Origin of the sequence: Clostridium manihotivorum, assembly GCF_004015185.1 — a bacterium.
GTDB lineage: Bacteria > Bacillota > Clostridia > Clostridiales > Clostridiaceae > Clostridium_AR > Clostridium_AR manihotivorum.
In genome coordinates this window covers 5,619,859-5,636,906 of record NZ_CP025746.1, presented here as the reverse complement: position 1 = coordinate 5,636,906, position 17,048 = coordinate 5,619,859, and the positions used below count along the sequence as shown (strand labels likewise).

The 17,048-nt window shown below is 30.3% G+C and carries 16 protein-coding genes; 15 read left to right on the top strand and 1 reads right to left on the bottom strand.

Features of this window, described 5'->3' with window-relative positions:
• The first annotated feature begins 3 nt into the window (after positions 1-3).
• The 3 genes from C1I91_RS25070 (at position 4) to C1I91_RS25060 (ending at position 3,762) form a co-directional block, all read left to right on the top strand.
• Positions 4-1,545, top strand: a complete 1,542-nt coding sequence (locus tag C1I91_RS25070) for a response regulator (RefSeq protein WP_164880655.1) — start codon at positions 4-6, stop codon at positions 1,543-1,545.
• Between the two features lie 475 nt (positions 1,546-2,020).
• Positions 2,021-2,563, top strand: a complete 543-nt coding sequence (locus C1I91_RS25065; protein WP_128215359.1) for an NADH peroxidase — start codon at positions 2,021-2,023, stop codon at positions 2,561-2,563.
• A 374-nt stretch (positions 2,564-2,937) separates the two neighbouring features.
• Positions 2,938-3,762, top strand: a complete 825-nt coding sequence (locus tag C1I91_RS25060) for a linear amide C-N hydrolase (RefSeq protein ID WP_128215358.1) — start codon at positions 2,938-2,940, stop codon at positions 3,760-3,762.
• Positions 3,763-3,845: 83 nt separating this feature from the next.
• Here C1I91_RS25060 and C1I91_RS25055 read toward each other — a convergent pair whose 3' ends face one another.
• Positions 3,846-4,406: a class IV adenylate cyclase gene (locus C1I91_RS25055; protein ID WP_128215357.1), complete on the bottom strand. Its 561-nt coding sequence runs from the start codon at positions 4,404-4,406 to the stop codon at positions 3,846-3,848.
• A 515-nt stretch (positions 4,407-4,921) separates the two neighbouring features.
• On the opposite strand from C1I91_RS25055, the gene C1I91_RS25050 reads away from it, so the two are divergent.
• The 12 genes from C1I91_RS25050 (at position 4,922) to C1I91_RS24995 (ending at position 17,041) form a co-directional block, all read left to right on the top strand.
• Entirely contained in the window at positions 4,922-5,419 is a 498-nt protein-coding gene (locus C1I91_RS25050; RefSeq protein ID WP_128215356.1) for a hypothetical protein, read from the top strand.
• A gap of 16 nt (positions 5,420-5,435) precedes the next feature.
• Positions 5,436-6,476 carry a nucleoid-associated protein gene (locus C1I91_RS25045; RefSeq protein WP_128215355.1) on the top strand — a complete coding sequence of 347 codons (1,041 nt, stop codon included), beginning with the start codon at positions 5,436-5,438 and terminating at the stop codon, positions 6,474-6,476.
• Between the two features lie 179 nt (positions 6,477-6,655).
• The gene (locus C1I91_RS25040) at positions 6,656-7,870 is read left to right on the top strand and encodes an O-antigen ligase family protein (RefSeq protein WP_128215354.1); all 1,215 of its coding nucleotides are present in this window, start codon (positions 6,656-6,658) and stop codon (positions 7,868-7,870) included.
• A 417-nt stretch (positions 7,871-8,287) separates the two neighbouring features.
• Positions 8,288-8,950, top strand: a complete 663-nt coding sequence (locus C1I91_RS25035; protein WP_128215353.1) for a hypothetical protein — start codon at positions 8,288-8,290, stop codon at positions 8,948-8,950.
• A 132-nt stretch (positions 8,951-9,082) separates the two neighbouring features.
• Positions 9,083-9,535, top strand: a complete 453-nt coding sequence (locus C1I91_RS25030) for a hypothetical protein (protein ID WP_128215352.1) — start codon at positions 9,083-9,085, stop codon at positions 9,533-9,535.
• A gap of 423 nt (positions 9,536-9,958) precedes the next feature.
• Positions 9,959-10,093, top strand: coding sequence for a hypothetical protein (locus C1I91_RS29880; protein WP_420808487.1), 135 nt, complete (start codon positions 9,959-9,961; stop codon positions 10,091-10,093).
• 316 nt (positions 10,094-10,409) lie between these two features.
• Positions 10,410-10,727, top strand: a complete 318-nt coding sequence (locus C1I91_RS25020; RefSeq protein WP_128215351.1) for a hypothetical protein — start codon at positions 10,410-10,412, stop codon at positions 10,725-10,727.
• A gap of 420 nt (positions 10,728-11,147) precedes the next feature.
• Entirely contained in the window at positions 11,148-11,846 is a 699-nt protein-coding gene (locus tag C1I91_RS25015; protein WP_128215350.1) for an ABC transporter ATP-binding protein, read from the top strand.
• Complete coding sequence (locus C1I91_RS25010; RefSeq protein ID WP_128215349.1) at positions 11,836-13,158, top strand: ABC transporter permease; 1,323 nt, start codon at positions 11,836-11,838, stop codon at positions 13,156-13,158. Before C1I91_RS25015 ends, C1I91_RS25010 begins: the two co-directional genes overlap by 11 nt.
• Before the next feature lie 11 nt (positions 13,159-13,169).
• Positions 13,170-14,480 (top strand): ABC transporter permease, encoded by a 1,311-nt coding sequence (locus C1I91_RS25005; protein ID WP_164880654.1) that lies wholly within the window; start codon positions 13,170-13,172, stop codon positions 14,478-14,480.
• 398 nt (positions 14,481-14,878) lie between these two features.
• Positions 14,879-15,595 carry a response regulator transcription factor gene (locus C1I91_RS25000; protein WP_128215347.1) on the top strand — a complete coding sequence of 239 codons (717 nt, stop codon included), beginning with the start codon at positions 14,879-14,881 and terminating at the stop codon, positions 15,593-15,595.
• Positions 15,596-17,041, top strand: coding sequence for a sensor histidine kinase (locus C1I91_RS24995; protein ID WP_128215346.1), 1,446 nt, complete (start codon positions 15,596-15,598; stop codon positions 17,039-17,041).
• The last annotated feature ends 7 nt before the right edge of the window (positions 17,042-17,048 follow it).

Below are 17,048 nucleotides of genomic sequence, written 5' to 3'. Positions count from 1 at the left end.
TATTTGAAAAAGGTTTTGATAGTTGATGATGAAAAGCTTATAAGGACTGGATTACAATCGATAATTAACAGAAAATATGGTAAGGAGTATGAGACCATTTTATGCTCTAATGGTTTTGAAGCTTATGAAAATATTAAGAAGGAAGATATATTTTTTGTAATTACTGATATAAGGATGCCTGAATATGATGGAATTGAGCTTCTTAAGACTCTAAGTAGAGAAGAAAGAAAAGTTCCGGTGTTGATGCTTAGTGGTTATGATGATTTTAATTATGCTGTGGAGGCTTTGAGATATGGTGCAAGAGATTATTTACTAAAGCCTATTAAGAAGGATGAGCTGTATGAATGCATAGAAAAAATTGAAAAAGAGTATTCTGAGTCTATTGAAAAGTACAACAGCAAGAATATTACTCTTATAAACGATGTGAGTAATAGGTTTAATATATTGCTTCTAAATAAAAGGATTAACGATGAAGAAGTTAGAACTGAGATGACTAGCTTATGTGAAGGAATTAATGAAGAATCCTATTATTTAGCTATATTATTTAATAAAGATCTAATGAAGATTCCTGAAGTTGAGAGAAATGAAAAGTATGATGAATTCATTAAAACTATAATTGTAGATGAAAGAGGGACACGTGCATTTGTAGACAATCAAGGCAGTTTAAATATTATATTAAATGACCTAAGCACAATTAATGATATAAAGGGTTGGGTTAACAATAATAGAAAGTACAGCTTTTATTGTGGTGTAAGTAATGAACTTAATAGTTTTAGTAAGTTTAGGTTAGGTCATAGAAATGCTACTATTGCACTAAAGAGCAACATATTATATAAGGAAAATAAAAAAGTTATATTATATGACGCCAGCTTAGAAAAAGAGAAGTCAATGTTACCCAATGATAAAATAGAAAAGCTATTTAATTTAATAGGAACTAAAAAAACAGATAAGATATTGGAGCTGTTTCACACTATATTTGGAGAAGAAGTGGTCAGGCATCATGGCGTAGTTTACTTAGAAAAATCCTGTGAGAGTTTATTAAAACATATAAATATATATTTAGAGCAGCAGTTACACCATAATATAGAGCTTAAGAATAAGCTTGAAGGTATAAATAATGTACTGGCTTTTGACAGCTATAGAGACTTTTATTATGAATTTAAGGATATAGTTATTTATCTAGATGAGTTACTTTTCGAGATGAGAAGAGCATTATGTGATAAAAGTTTTATAGGAAAAGCAATAGAATATATAAACAGTAACTATGATAAGGATTTGTCACTAACTATAGTATCAAATGTAGTCTCTGTTAATTACAGCTATTTCTCACAAGTGTTTAAAGAACATACAGGAGAAAACTTTATAACCTACTTAAGAAATATAAGGGTTAATAAAGCAAAGCAATTACTGAAGCACCATGAGCTTAAGGTTTATGAGGTTGCAGAGGCTGTTGGATACTCTGACTCTAAGCAGTTCACCAAGGCCTTTAAAAGCGTAACTGGAATAACACCGCAGGAATTCAAAGAAAAGAATTTTGTGCACTAAGGTTAGATATATATATATAACTTTATTGTAAACTCGATATTTTCAAAAGCTTCCTTCAGACCATAGAGGAGCTTATGAAAATAGCTTTCGGATTTAAGTTACACATTTTTAGCTATCTTATATATATTATGAATAACAATTTGCTTCAATAATTTATAATTGTAGATCATCATATAAAGACATGGTATAAGAAATAGTAATTATTAAAATGGTAATACTGATTATCGGTTGAGAATAATTATCTACGATTGAACTGAAAATAATTAATAGATAAATATGATAAAAGTGTTGAAAATACTAGAGTTTATATAAGTAGCTCTAGTGTTTTTATTTCATATATTGGGTATGTTTATTATTTAATGAAAAAATTTCTGGAAAAAGTCTTTACAACAAATAATAATTATTATATAATATGGACTGTAAGGAAGTTATCAAATAATATTTCAAATATATATATTAAGAGGAGGATTTTACAATGAAGAAGTTTATATGTACAATATGTGGATATGTTTATGAAGGAGAAGCTGCTCCAGAGAAATGCCCAGTATGTGGAGCACCAGCTGCAAAATTCAATGAACAAAGCGGAGAATTAGTATGGGCTGATGAGCACAGAATAGGTGTTGCTCAAGGCGTTGACGAAAGAATACTAGAAGGCTTAAGAGCTAACTTTACTGGAGAATGTACAGAAGTTGGTATGTACTTAGCAATGAGCAGACAAGCTGATAGAGAAGGCTTCCCAGAAGTTGCTGAAGCTTATAAGAGAATAGCTTTCGAAGAAGCTGAACATGCTGCAAAGTTTGCTGAATTATTAGGAGAAGTAGTAGTTGCTGATACTAAGAAGAATCTTGAAGCAAGAGTTGAAGCTGAATACGGTGCAACTGCTGGTAAGAAAGAATTAGCTACATTAGCTAAGCAATTAAACCTAGATGCAATCCATGACACAGTTCATGAAATGTGCAAAGACGAAGCAAGACACGGAAAGGCTTTCCAAGGTCTTTTAAATAGATATTTCCAATAAGCCGACCACATATACTTTAGTGGCTCACAAAGCTTCTATAATCCTTTATTTATAAAGGGTTGTAGGAGCTTTTTTTATGTACTAACTCTATAGTCCTTTCTGAAATGTATTATTTATCTCTCAAAAGTATACAGAAAATTATTTTTGAAATGAAAAAAGGCAACGAATAACAAAATGCTTCATAAAGCATAAGCTTAAGAGGAGCATTTTTCATTCTGAAAAATGTTTTAGGTTGAACCATCGAGATGCCTGGTTATATCATATAGATGAAAGTTTAAGAAAGTGGTGAAGCTGATGATAAAATAGCTAAATGATTCTCTAAATACTCTAAGCATATTATATGACAAAATTATATATTAAAAGGAGGTTCAAAAATGTGTACAAGTTTTGCAGTATACAGTGAAGAAAAAGCTATTTATGGTATGAATTTCGATACTGATGATATTGATTTAAAACTGAAAATTAATAGTTATAATGATAAAAATATTTTTAATATTTCAGGTTTAATGGGAAATAAATACGTTGATATCGCCGGTGTTAATAGTGACGGTCTTTTTATCTGTACTCAAGCAGTACAATATAGTCCAGGTTTTAAATCAAGTTGTGACGAAAATGATTGGTTTGCTTTTGATATTTTTGATGAGGTGCTAAAGAAAACAAGAAAAACATCTGAATTTTTTGAAATTCTTAATGAAAGAATAATCTCGTATCCTAGAAATCCATTATTCCCAGATTTAGGGCTACATACTATTATCGCTGATAAAAGTGGTGATGCATTTATTCTGGAAGAAGGAAATGATACAAATATAGTAAGTCCTATTCAGAATGATTTTATTATTATGACCAATTTTCCAAATGGGGATTTTAAGGAAACAAATTATAATAATGTATATGGTATAGGTGCTGATAGATATATTTGTGCTCATGAATATATTAATAATAATATTCATAGCTTTGGAATAAATGAAGCCTTTGAAGTTTTAAGTAAAACTTATCAGCAGGATACTCTGTGTTCAATAGTATATGAACCATTAAAAAATGAAGTTTATATTAGTTTTAAAAAAGAATTAAGCAAAAGGTGGAAAATTTCTATTATGGAAAAAACAATCCAATCATTGGATGGATTTTTAAGCAATAATAAAATTCAATTTACAAATGGAGAAATACTAGTGAATGATCTTATTAGCTTGTATAAGTGAAAAGCATTTAAATAAATTGAAAAACTCCATTGAAATATTCTAAATAAATTTAATATTTCAATGGAGTTTTATATTAAGATATTCTATAATCCTTTTTGAGTTCCTTTAGAAAGTCCTCTTTCCTCTAAAATCTCATAAATTGTCTTAGAAGTAGTATCTCCCATACTATAACCTAAGGCTTCAACCACCTCTTTAAGCTCATCTTCATAAGCTGTTTCAATTTCTATGTATGGAAAAGGACAATAGCTTTTATCATTTATATCTATTTCAACTAAAGTGTTTTTGTATTTATAGCTTTCTCTAGACTTTTTTATAGTTTCCACTAGGGTTAAGCCTAAAGAGGAAAATAGCTTTTCAGCGGTATCACCATCATCAACGATTATTTCATTTTCATCCATTATCTTATATTTTTCCTGAGACAGCATCTTTTTAGTAGTCATGAAATAAACTATCTTGTTACTAAGTTTGTCGCTAACAGTTCTAACTCTAGCATATCCCTTTTCAGAAAGTAACCTTCTATCAGGAAAGTCAAAGATCTTGTTTATCTGATCTTCATCTTTAACCTTGTAACCTCCTAAGTCAATCATTTTTCTCTTTATGTCTTCAACGTCAATATCTAAAATTCTAGTTTCTAATTCTTGCATAAGTGCCTCCTAAGTTTATATTTAATTTAACTTAATTTTTAAAATTAAAACAATACATATATAGTTTATCAAAGTACGTATAAAGTTCAATGTTGATAAGAGATAATTATAAAAAATTATGCTATTACAAAGTACTCTACTGAAATTAAGCAGTTAGTCAGTTGATTTTAGTTATATCCCATTTTTATGTTTTGGATATTATATTAAAGAAATATAGTTTTTTAGTTTGGCTATGTTTAATAATATTGCTAAAATTAAGTGGTTAAGAAGGAGATACTATATTAATTCTTTGCGCAAGCTCATCTAAGAACCGGATGGCTAAGCACTTAATTTCTACAGGGTACTTTAACAGAGCCTTTATTTTTTTATATGAAAGTTAAAAGTACTATTGTATGAAATATATAAGAAACAAATTAGATTTTAGTTAATTTGCCCAAAATAAAAATCCTTACGGAAAGGATTACATTTTGTGTTATAATGAGATAAGGAAAAATAACGGTTTAGGGGGAAGTTATATGGATCAATTTAAAGAACAACTAGTCAAAGCAGAAAATGTAGGAAAATACAAAATAGTAAGGGTACTTATGTTCATAACTGGTGCTATGACATTATTATATTTGATGCTTGGAAACATTATAGTAGGGTTGCTACTTGCATTAATTACAGGTATACTTTTCTATGTGAAAAGATTCTTCTATACTGAATTTGAGTACGTTATAACTAACGGTGATGTAGATATTGATGTTATATACGAAACTAAGACAAGAAAAAGAAAATTGTCTTTTAGTATGAAGGAAGTTTCACTTTTAGCTCCATATGACGGTAATGAATATAAGGAGCTAAATAATAAGCCTTCGAAGATAATAGATGCAATACCTGATGGAAACAAAGATAAGGTTTATGTGGCTGTAATAACAGAAGGAAGCCAGAAATCACAGCTTGTTTTTGTACCTAATCAAGATTTCGTAAATGTTTGTTATTTATTCAATCCGAAGGTGGTAAAGAAAAACTAGTACCAGAGGTGAATAGATGGAATACGTTAATGACATAAATATAGTGGAAGCAGTAATTCATATATTAGATACAAATGGAGACGAACCTATATTAAATGAATATAGGCTGGAACTAAATGAGGACACATATAAATTTTTATATAGGCATATAGAAAGAGCTTTTAAAGATGAAGAGCTTAAATATGCTGTATTTAACGCAGAAAGAAATATAGTAAAGGAAGTTTCTCAAGATTATCTAAGCGGAATTAATTCTGACATTGTTTCTGTGTCAAAGGAACTAGCAAGACAAATGTTTGCGGTTATGAAGGGCAATGGCAATATACCATCCTGTGATCTTATAGTTGTAGCTATAAGCACAGATCAGGGACCAATGCTTGCCATAATGAAGATGGATTATGTAAGAAATTTTACTCACAAGATAGATTTTATAGAGGAAAAGATAGGAATTGATATAATAGAACAGGCTTCAGGACTTCCTGCAAGCAGCCAAAGACTTCAAAAATGTGCTTTTATAAAACCTATTATAGATGAAAATGCTGTTAATCTTATGGTCATAGATAAGCAAAAGAAGTCTAAGGAAGAAGAAGAGTATGGATCCAACTACTTCATAAATAATTATCTTGGATGTTCTATAGTTACCAACGAAAGAGATATGACAAAAACCTTTGTAAAAGCTGCAGAAGCGTGGACTAGAAACAATATAACTGAAGATGCAGATAAGGCTGAAAAGATAAGAACCACCATAAAGGCAAAACTGAGAGAAGAAGATACTATAAATGTTCAAGAGCTATCTCACGAACTTTTTAAGGAAGAACCTCAGACTAAAGAAAGCTTTAATCAATTTGTATCTGCACAAGGTCTCGATGAAGAAATACCTGTAGATAAACAATGGGTTGAGAAAAAGCTTAAAAGGGTAAGACTTAAGATTGACAAGGATATTGATTTATACATAACAGAAGATGCTTATCACGATCCAGAAAGATTTGAGATACAAAGAAACGGTGACGGAAGTATCAATCTTGTGGTTAAGCATGTTATGAATTATATAGAAAAGTAATCTATGGTACATGATATTAACATAAATATAGTAAAAGATAAGATTCTAATATAGAGTCTTATTTTTTGCTGTTAAGAAAAGTATAAAATCATGGATATGAACATGCAATTAATTTGACTTTATAATGTGTAGGAGTGTAAAATTAATTAGAAAAAGTTATAACAAATGTGGAGGATAATATGAAGAGAAATGACTTTTTAATTCTTGTTCTTGTTTTAATATATATAATATTTCTTCCTCTTGCACCTAACTCAAAGATAGAGTGGATGCTTATTTTATTAATATTATTAGCAGGACTAATTTATTTAATTGAACTTTTATTCTTGAAAGCTGAAAGAAAGAAATTTAAAGAAAAATTTAAGAGCGTACTTTTGGATAGATTTACGTTACTTTTTCTAGCTCTTATTTTACTTATGACTTTGTCATCCTTGTATGCAAAAAGTAGTGTAAGTGCATTAAAAGAGGCTGTAAGATTTGTATACTACTTCGGAGTTTATTTGTTGATAAGATTTAGAATAGATAAAAAGAAGTTATTCGAAGGTGTAATAAATGGTTATATGATAAGTGCTTTTGTAGTTTCGTTAATGGGAATAGCTGACTTTATAAAGCATTATAAACCTAATGAAAGTATTCAGTACATACTTACTACTGCAAGAGTTAAGGCAACTCTTGGACATCCAAATACACTTGGAGCATATTTAGTACTTGCAGTCTTCCCAGCAATAATGATAGCTATGAGATCAAAGGGTATAACAAGGATAATATATTCAGGTTTATCTATTCTTATAGTTCTTAATATAGGTATGACTTTTTCAAGAGGTGCCTGGATTGCATTAGCTTTAGGTGCTTTACTTATTGCTATACTATATAATTGGAAGTTTATTTTTGTTTACATAATACCAATAGCATACTTGCCTTTTAATCCTAATATAATGGCTCGTATAAATCAGTTTGGCAATGCAGAAATGAATTTAGGTAGACAAAGACTATGGATGGCTGCAGGAAAAATGTTAAAGGAACATCCGATTTTTGGTGTGGGAAGTGGTAACTTTATAGTTAACTTTGAAGACTATGTTAAAAGATTTCCTGAGCTTCAAATAGTTGAGCCAGAACCTATACCTCCTCATAACAGCTATATAAAAATGTTTGCTGAGTTAGGTGTTGTAGGCGGAGTTTTATTTATCCTATTATGCTTAGAAATACTTAGAAAATTATACTCTGTAAGAAATAAGTGTACAGGGCTAGTAAATAAATTTTATGCGGGATTTTTTGTTTCTGTAGTAAGCTTCTTTGTTATGAATTTTGTTGATGATTTATTCTTTTCACCTAAAGTAGTGTTCAACTTCATATTATTTGTAAGCTTAGCTTATAATATTGATTCTATAGAAGCTTAATTGAAAATATTATCTTTAATAAGGAGCAGCACATTAAAAGTAGTAGAAGACTTTTAATGTGCTGTTTTTACTATTCAGGAATCCCCAATAAGGGTAAAAGCCTCGCAAAGTAGAATGAAAAAGTTTTTTGTAAGGAAGTATAAAAAAGTCTCCAACTAAACCTAGTAATTTCATGGGATTAGAGTAGCTAGCTATGGTAAACAGTAAAAAATAAATCATATTTCTCTGCCAAGTTTTCCTCATATTAATACGGAAAGGCTAATGCGTAAAAAGATTTCGCTGAAGAAGGATTCAGTGAACTTTTTTTGAATTAAAAATAACTTGTAAACGGGAAGTGTTTTTGATACAATAAGTCTGCAATTTTTGGATAAAGAAGGATATGATGTTAAATAATTTAATTTTTATTAAGGAGATTTTATGAAAAGCTTTAAGGGTTTTTTAAAAAATTGTGTAATTATGTTTTTAGTCGCAGTTTTAACTACTGTAACTGTGTCTGAACTAGTTTTGGCAGCTTTAGCGGTTGAAGATAGTGATTTAGTTGGATTGAAAATAGAACTTTCTTCAAAGAATATCTATGTAGGCGATAAGGTGGATTTAAAGACGTATGGTGTTTACAAAAAAGGCACTATAGAGCTAAAAGATGGTGTTAGATATGAGTTTGGTAATAAAAAGGTTTTTACTATAGATGATAAAAAGTTAGTAGCTGTGAGAACTGGTGGGGCTTACTTGACAGCTTCTTATAAGGATAAGACTGTAACTAAGCTTTTAGTAGCACAAGATCTAAAAGCTTTAGAAAATAAGCAAGATAAGATTGGCATTCAGGTTAAGTTGATATGGAGAAGAGAGGCTAAAGGTATAGAATTACAGTGGGACAAGGTAGGCTTCTTAAAGTTTTATACAATTTCAAGAAGAGTTGTTGGTGAGGGAAATTATAAGACTATAGTAGAAAAGGCAGAAGGAAATCTGTTTTTAGATAAAGATATAGCCTCAGATAAGGAATATGAGTATCACGTAGTTCTTATAGATGATAATGGTACTAAATATCCTTTAAATGACTTTAAGGTTCCTTTAGATCATTAAGGTAAATAAAGAACAAAAGGTTGAAGTTTCAAAGGAGCAGAATAAAATAAAAACTTTGATAAAATACAAGAGTATATTTAATTGGCTAAAAATAAATACGATATAGAAATATGTTTTAGAGGAAAATAGATTATGTTATTTAAACCAGAAGTTAGAGAAGCTTTATTTAAAATAGATTTCGTCAAAAGAGCTAAGGAACTTACGCAAAATTATTCTTTTGATAGAGAAAATTCATTTGAATGTTATGATAATGACAATGTTAAAAGTATATTTGATGAACTCGACTATAAAGTGAAATATTATAAAAAAGAAAAATTTTTTAAAGTTGCTGAAAAAATAAAAGATAAAAAGATTCAATTTAATATATGCTTAAAATATGGTTATGTAGAAATGGGATGGTATTTATTTAGAGATAATAAGTATTACAATGGTAGCGTATGGTCTATGATGAAGGAATCATTGGAGGATGATGGTGAAAATTTAAAAGACCCTTGCTTTCATAATTATGAAGAACTTAAAGAAATATTAAAAGAAGCATTTTTAATGTATGAAGATTTTAAAAAAGAATTATGTAGTATAAGTTAAATTAAACACTAACTACAAAACTTAATATTTTCATGATACAAAAAAATAAGGTATCTCAGGGTAGAAGAAAATCTGCTTTAAATGAAGGTATTAGTGTAATAGAAAAAGTAAAATATAACTGCATAATATTAATAATGTAGCTAATCAAGTAAAAAAACATAAAGCCCTCGAAATAAAAGTATAAAATAGATTAAGTTTTTAATAATTGAATAAATAATCTAGTACATTAAAAAAATACGGGATTCAAGGTCAATAAAAAAATTTAAAAAGGTTGATGTTTCAGTAATTGAAGCATTAATCTTTTTTTATGTAGTGAAATAGATTTAGAAGTAAAGATAACAAGGCAAGCTACCCTATACAATATCAGTAGATATTCAGGATAAGGGATGGGTATAGCCTGTAAACGATGGACAGTTAGCAGGAATCACTGGTGAAAGAAGGAAAATAGAAGCTTTTAAAATCAATACAGTGAAAGACTTACCTCCAAAAATGAACATTGATGCACTAACTGAAGGGCAAAACATAAAAAGTAGTTTTAAATTATATGGATGGTCTTAACACAAAGGTGGAGTGAAACAGGTAAAGGTATATATAGAAAGTACAAGTGTAAGTGTAATATTTTCAGATAATAAAATTAGTGATTGATTATAAAATGGCGACATTGATTTTTATTTGAATAATAGACTAGACACATAATAATAAACTAAGTGTTGTTGGAAACTTTAATCGGTAAGGTAATTTAGCTAACTTAAATCTTGCATACCGTATATTGCCAATAATGATACTTTTTGATAATATAGAAATGTTGCTTTTAACATAAAGCTATTTAAAGAAGTTTGTTTTACTTAATCTGTACATAATAGGGGGGATAAAAATGATTATATGGAAGGGATATGGGATATTAACCTTTGTATTTTTAATTCTAAGTTTTACTGTGGTTGAATTAGTTGCAGGAAAAGAGTTTTATGGAGCTCATAGTTGGGTAAGTCTTTTTGCTTATCTACTTGCTGGTTTGTTATGTTTCTTTGTTGGAAGAGCCTTAAATAGAGGAAATGGTAAAGTATACATAGACAAGGAAACTGGTCAAGAAATTATAGCTAGAAGGACACATTCATTTTTCTTTATTAAGATGGAGTATTGGGGATTTATATTGCCTATATTAGGTATTGTTATACAGTTCACAAACAAATAAGGGATTAAAAACTATATTGCTTAGGCTAATGCTTCTACATAATAGCATTAGTTTTTTTTATTCTTTGGGAAGTCCAATGAAATTAAAAGCTCTCAAAAAAGTATTATGAAAAAGCTTGCCTTTTTATTAGAAAATTATATTTCAGATAAAGCTTAGAATAAATATGACTGGATGATTCAAAGACATATATAGGATTAAGAATAAGAATAAAAAAATATATCTTCTGCTAGATTTTAAGGTAATCTTAAGATTGAATTAATAGGTACTTAAGTAAAAGTGGTTAGAATTATAAATAGACTAAACGTCATTCATAAAAAAGCAATAGTGCAAAACTACAAAGCATAAGCTTTTTAGAAAGCTATTGTTTCATTAATAATGAATGAAGATACAATAATCATTGAAAGGTTTGGGAGGATTAAAATGATTGAAATAAAAGAATTGTCAAAGGTCTATAGGATGGGAAAAGAAAAGGTTGTGGCTTTAAATAAGGTTTCTTTTAATATTGAGGATGGCGAGTTTGTTGCTATAGTAGGGCCTTCTGGTTCTGGTAAATCCACACTGATGCATCTTGTTGGTGGGCTGGACAGCCCTACTAAGGGAAGCATAACTGTTGATGGAAAAGATATTTCAAAGCTTAAAGACAAGGATATGGCTAAGTACAGAAATGAAAAAATAGGCTTTGTGTTCCAAGCTTTTAATCTTGAGAATACACAAACTGCTTTAGAGAATGTTATGATGCCTTTAATATTTTCAGGTGTCAGCAAGAAGGAAAGAAAGGAAAGGGCTCTTAAAGCTCTAGAACTTGTAGGGTTAAAGGATAAGGTAAAGCATAAACCTACTGAAATGTCTGGTGGACAAAGACAAAGGGTTTCTATCGCTAGAGCTATCGTAAATAATCCGCAGATAGTGTTTGCAGATGAGCCTACTGGTAATCTGGATTCTAAGACTGGTGAAAATATAATGAATTTGTTTCAGGAGCTTAATGGTAAGGGATATACAATAATAATGGTTACCCACAATCCTGTTGAGGCTCAAAAAGCGAAGAGAATGGTTAAAATAATGGATGGAGTTATAATCGATGATGTGGTCAATGAAAGGGGCGTAGAAAATGCGATTTAGGGACAATGTCGGCATGGCCCTTCATGATCTTAAAAGGAGAAAAGGAAGAACCTTTCTTACTTCTTTAGGGATAGCAATAGGTACTATGCTGGTTTTGATAATGGCAGGACTTGGATTTACTTTGAAAAACTTTATAGTGGATTCAATGAATGGAGAGCTCAGTTCAAAGGTTGTTACAGTGAGTCCTATCAAGAAAGATGCACCGGAATTAGATGATATGTCAGATTATGAAGATTGGAATGAAAAAAACTTCAAAAAGATAGATAGTAATATGATAAGTAAACTTGCATCTATGGATGGAGTAAAGGAATTAAAGGCTTCTATTACTGCTAGTGCAGAAAAGATTAAAGTAAATGATAGCGTTAAAGAAGGATTTTTTAGCATACAAGGCTATGATTTAAAACATTCCATATTCTTTGAGGATGAACTTAGCAGTAAGAAGAAAGCTTTAAAAAATGACAATCTTAAGATTATGCTCAGTGGCAAAATATTAAGTGAAGATTCAAAGGGTGAAGCTATTATAAGTGAGAATGTGGTTTCAGCATTGGGCTTTAGCAAAGCAGAAGATGCTGTTGGTAAGGAAATATCTATAGTACTGGATAAGGCAAATAATATAAATATTAAACCAGTTGAAAAAAAGCTTAAGATAGTTGGAGTAGTTGATAAAAACCTACTATCTGGAGACAGCATAATAACTTCATCAAAAGATGCAGCTGAAATCCTTGGAGTTACACAGTTTGTAAATGACTATGAGAGCGAAAAAGGTTTTAATTCCTTAGTGCTTTCTGCAGATAAGATGGATAATGTTGAAAAGGTGAAAAATGCAGTATTAGCTGAAGGCTATCAAGCTGTATCTAATCAAGATATGATTAAGGATATAACAAAAGCCTTCAACAATATAAGTTTAGTACTATCTATATTAGGTATAATTGTTTTATTTGTTGCTGGTTTAGGAATAGTAAATACCATGGTTATGTCTATTTATGAGAGAACTAGAAGTATTGGAGTAATGAAGTCAGTAGGGGCAAATAACTCAAGTATAAGAAGTATATTCTTAGTTCAATCAGGAACAATTGGTTTCATAGGTGGTATAACTGGAATAATCATTAGTGTAGGTATATTTAAGATAATACAACTTGGATTGATAGCTTATTTGAAGGCTTCAAAAATAGATATTACCTTTAATTTTAGTATACCACTATGGCTTATAGGTTCTACTTTAGCATTTTCTATTGCTATAGCAGTGTTAGCAGGCTTATATCCAGCTATGAGAGCTTCAAAGATGGACCCTATAGAAGCACTAAATGGTTAGGAGGAGAAAAGATGAAAATATCTGATGGATTATCAATGGCAGTTAGTGATATAAGAAAACGAAAAGTAAGAACCGTTCTAACCGTAGTGGCCCTGTCAGTTGGAAGCTTTTTGATGGTATCTATGATGGGAGTAGGAGACTCTATATCTAAAGGTGCCAATAAATTATTCTCAAGCTTTGGAGATACAAAACAAATAAGTGTTATGCCGCTAAAGTATGATAAGAGTTCATCTCCAGTAGCAGTATCAGTGAATACAGGAAGCAGTAGTACAAGTACCGCTACTTCTGATAAAAAGGAAGATAAGACTAAAAAAATAGATAAAGATGCCTTAACTAAGATGTCTAAAATAGATGGAGTAAATGAAGTTTATGCAGTTGTGAATTCTAAGTTAACTAGTGTTGAGGTAGAAGGTAATAGTGACGCTAAGAAGAAGAGCGTAAATATAATTGGTTTTTCTTTTGATTTTAATTATAAGACTGATAATAATATAACTTATGGAAATGAACTTTCAGGCAAAAACGATGAAGTCTTAGTAGGAGAAAAGTATCTAGATAGACTGGGTATAAAGGATTATAAATCAGTTATAGGAAAAAAGATAACTATGAAGGTAGAGTTTCCAAAGGTAAATGGAGCTGAGGTTAAGAAGCCTTTCTCTATTGATGGGAAAATAGTTGGTGTAGTTAAAGGAAAGAGTGATTTTGGAACCAATATATTAACTTCTGAGGATATAGTAAGTAAGGTACAGGGTTACTATGAAGAAAAGGATAATTACCTTGCAGATAAAGGCTATTCTCAGGTAGGAATAGTTGCTAAAAGTGATGATAAAGTAAAGGCAATTACAGATAAAATAAGAAAAGATCTAGGATATAGCGCATCTAATATGGTAGAAATGCTAGATATTATAGGCTCTTTTACTAAAGGAATAAAAAGTATTCTAACCGTTGCGGGAATAATTGTTCTTCTAGTTGCAAGCTTAGGTCTTATAAATACCATGACTATGACCATCCAAGAAAAGAAAAAGTCCATAGGAGTTATGAAGGCTGTAGGAGCATCAAAGAAACAGATTAGCTTCGTGTTTATGTTTCAATCCTTGGTGCTTGGAGTTCTTGGAGGACTGTTAGGATGCTTAACTTCTTCCCTAGCTATTTATGGAATAAATTTATATATGAAATCAACCTCAAGTACCTTGAGCTTAGCACTAAACTTAAATAACTTATTAGTGGCGTTAGGAATATCTGCACTAGTAGCATTTTTTGCAGGCATAATACCAGCTATTAGAGCATCAAAACTCAATGTGGTAGAAATATTAAGTTATGAGTAAGTCATATTAAGCAAATTTTTAAATTTTGCTTGTACCTCGAACAACATTAAATTATAATATTTCTTATAACTAGAAAATAATGTATAGTAATAAGTTTATATTATACCTAATTTAAAATCGCTATTTTTATGGCGATTTTAAGTTATGTGAAAAATAAGGTTATTTCAATTATAGTTGTTAAAGTTATTAAAACTTCAATTAGTAAGTTTATATAGGGAACCTTTATGAAAAATTAATTTATACTTGTTATAAAATCCCGGCTTCTGGGGATAGGATGATCCCGGGGGCTGGGGATCATCAGGCATGTATAAATTAATAGTTGAAGTTGGTTCCATATATATTGATAACAACTTTAGTATTAGTGTATAACCTGCGCAAATTTATGGTTGGAGGTAATTATGGCAAAAAACATATTAATTGCTGATGACGAAATTGAAATAGTTGAATTAGTTGAACTTTATCTTGAAAAAGAAGGTTACAACATAATAAAGTGTTTCAATGGAATAGATGCATGGAATATTTTATGTGAAAAGAGTATAGATTTGGCTATATTTGATATAATGATGCCCGGCATTGACGGCTATCAGCTTATAAAAAAGGCTAGAGAAAAGCTCAATGTCCCAATAATATTAATATCTGCCAAAAATGATTTTAGCGATAAGATACTTGGATTGGGTCTTGGAGCAGATGATTATGTAACTAAGCCCTTCAATCCATTAGAGCTTATAGCTAGAGTACAGGCTCAATTGAGACGATATTATCTTTTAATGGGTGGAGCAAATAATAAGAGTAAGGAAGCCCAAAATATAGTGTATGGTGATATAGAACTAGATGAAGAAAGCTGTGAAGCTTTTAAGGCTGGAAGACTTCTTGATCTTACATCAACAGAATACAAGATATTAAGTCTTTTTATGAAAAATGTAGATAAGGTATTTACTAAAAAACAAATCTTTGAAACAGTTTGGGAAGAGGTATATTATGGTGATGATAACACCATAATGGTTCACATAAGCAATCTTAGAGACAAGATTGAAGATAATCCTAAAAAACCAGAATATTTAAGGACGGTGAGGGGCTTAGGATATAAGTTTACTGGAAAGTCAAAGGTGGACTAGATGAAAGTATTAAAGAAAAGAAGAAAACCTAAAAGTATATATATTAAGATAATGTTAGGCTATTTTATATTTGGGGTGGTAACTATAGTGTTACTATTTCTTATGATAATAGCTCTAGCATTTTTTACTTTATTTTCGGCTAAAAGACATAACGATAACGATTTTCCTAAGTCTACAGCAAAGGCTATTGTGTGTAGTGACTATAAGAATATAGATTCTACTTATATAGAGAAGTTTGGTGGATGGGTTGAAATACTTAAAGACAATAAGGTTATATACGTAAAAGGTCAGAAAAAGGATGATATAAAAGAGTATACTGAAGAACAACTTGTAAATGATTTGTCTACAGATTTGAAAGCAAGCTTTGACTTTAATAGAACTTCTTACTCAGCAGCTACTTTTAAAGGTAATGATGGTCTTAGTTATATATGTCTTGTAAAGTTTCCACCTAAAAATATGGGGTTATCTCTAGGTGGGCAGATGACTGGTTCACCTCTTGAAAGGGATATACAGCTATTTATGCTTTCCATATTTAGTGGGGCAGGATTGGTACTATTACTTATAATGTTTGTACTTAGTAAGATAATAGCTAAGCAGATAAGTAATCCTATAAAGCATATAATAAAGGGAATACAGACCATAAGTACTGGAGATTATAATTATAAGATTAGATGTAAAGCAGACAGTGAACTTGCTATGATTAGAGATGCACTAAATGATATGTCACAGAGGATACAGGAAGCAGAAGAACAAAAAAGATGGGCAGAAGAAAGCAAAAGGATGATTATTGCAGATATTTCCCATGATCTTAAGACACCAATAACTTCAATTCAAGGCTATGCAAGAGCTTTAAATGATGGGCTAGTTGTAGAGGAAGAAAAGAAGAAGAAATACTTAAATTATATATACGAAAAGTCCAATAGAATGAATTATCTAATTGATGAATTATTTACATTTTCCAAGATGGATACTCCGTCATATAAGTTAAATATAGTAGAAGGTGATTTGGCTAACTTCTTTAGAGAAACAATAATAGGCTTTATACCGGATATAGAGAAGTGCAACTTCCAATATGAAGTAGATATAAGAGAGGAATATATAAGGTTTAGCTTTGACAGAGATGAATTATATAGAGCAATTTCTAATATAATAATAAATGCTCTAAAGTATAATCCTCCAGGAACTACGTTGACCTTTTTTCTAGACAAAAATGATGAAGGAATATTAATGTCAATTAAAGATAATGGAATTGGAATATCTGAAAAGGTTAGAAATACTATCTTTAATGAGTTTACAAGAGGAGATAGTGCTAGAAAGTCTGATGGTGGAAGTGGACTTGGTATGGCTATAACAAAGAAGGTAATAGAGCTTCATGAAGGAATTATAGATATTGAAAGTGAATTAGGGAAAGGGACAAAGTTTATTATCAGGTTTCCTAAAAAGTGATTATTTT

What these genes read in the sequence shown, in the direction of transcription:
- C1I91_RS25065 (WP_128215359.1), top strand. Translation starts at nt 2,021, where the DNA reads ATGAAGAAGTTTATATGTACAATATGTGGATATGTTTATGAAGGAGAA.
- C1I91_RS25060 (WP_128215358.1), top strand. Translation starts at nt 2,938, where the DNA reads ATGTGTACAAGTTTTGCAGTATACAGTGAAGAAAAAGCTATTTATGGT.
- C1I91_RS25055 (WP_128215357.1), bottom strand. Translation starts at nt 4,406, where the DNA reads ATGCAAGAATTAGAAACTAGAATTTTAGATATTGACGTTGAAGACATA.
- C1I91_RS25050 (WP_128215356.1), top strand. Translation starts at nt 4,922, where the DNA reads ATGGATCAATTTAAAGAACAACTAGTCAAAGCAGAAAATGTAGGAAAA.
- C1I91_RS25045 (WP_128215355.1), top strand. Translation starts at nt 5,436, where the DNA reads ATGGAATACGTTAATGACATAAATATAGTGGAAGCAGTAATTCATATA.
- C1I91_RS25040 (WP_128215354.1), top strand. Translation starts at nt 6,656, where the DNA reads ATGAAGAGAAATGACTTTTTAATTCTTGTTCTTGTTTTAATATATATA.
- C1I91_RS25035 (WP_128215353.1), top strand. Translation starts at nt 8,288, where the DNA reads ATGAAAAGCTTTAAGGGTTTTTTAAAAAATTGTGTAATTATGTTTTTA.
- C1I91_RS25030 (WP_128215352.1), top strand. Translation starts at nt 9,083, where the DNA reads ATGTTATTTAAACCAGAAGTTAGAGAAGCTTTATTTAAAATAGATTTC.
- C1I91_RS25020 (WP_128215351.1), top strand. Translation starts at nt 10,410, where the DNA reads ATGATTATATGGAAGGGATATGGGATATTAACCTTTGTATTTTTAATT.
- C1I91_RS25015 (WP_128215350.1), top strand. Translation starts at nt 11,148, where the DNA reads ATGATTGAAATAAAAGAATTGTCAAAGGTCTATAGGATGGGAAAAGAA.
- C1I91_RS25010 (WP_128215349.1), top strand. Translation starts at nt 11,836, where the DNA reads ATGCGATTTAGGGACAATGTCGGCATGGCCCTTCATGATCTTAAAAGG.
- C1I91_RS25005 (WP_164880654.1), top strand. Translation starts at nt 13,170, where the DNA reads ATGAAAATATCTGATGGATTATCAATGGCAGTTAGTGATATAAGAAAA.
- C1I91_RS25000 (WP_128215347.1), top strand. Translation starts at nt 14,879, where the DNA reads ATGGCAAAAAACATATTAATTGCTGATGACGAAATTGAAATAGTTGAA.
- C1I91_RS24995 (WP_128215346.1), top strand. Translation starts at nt 15,596, where the DNA reads ATGAAAGTATTAAAGAAAAGAAGAAAACCTAAAAGTATATATATTAAG.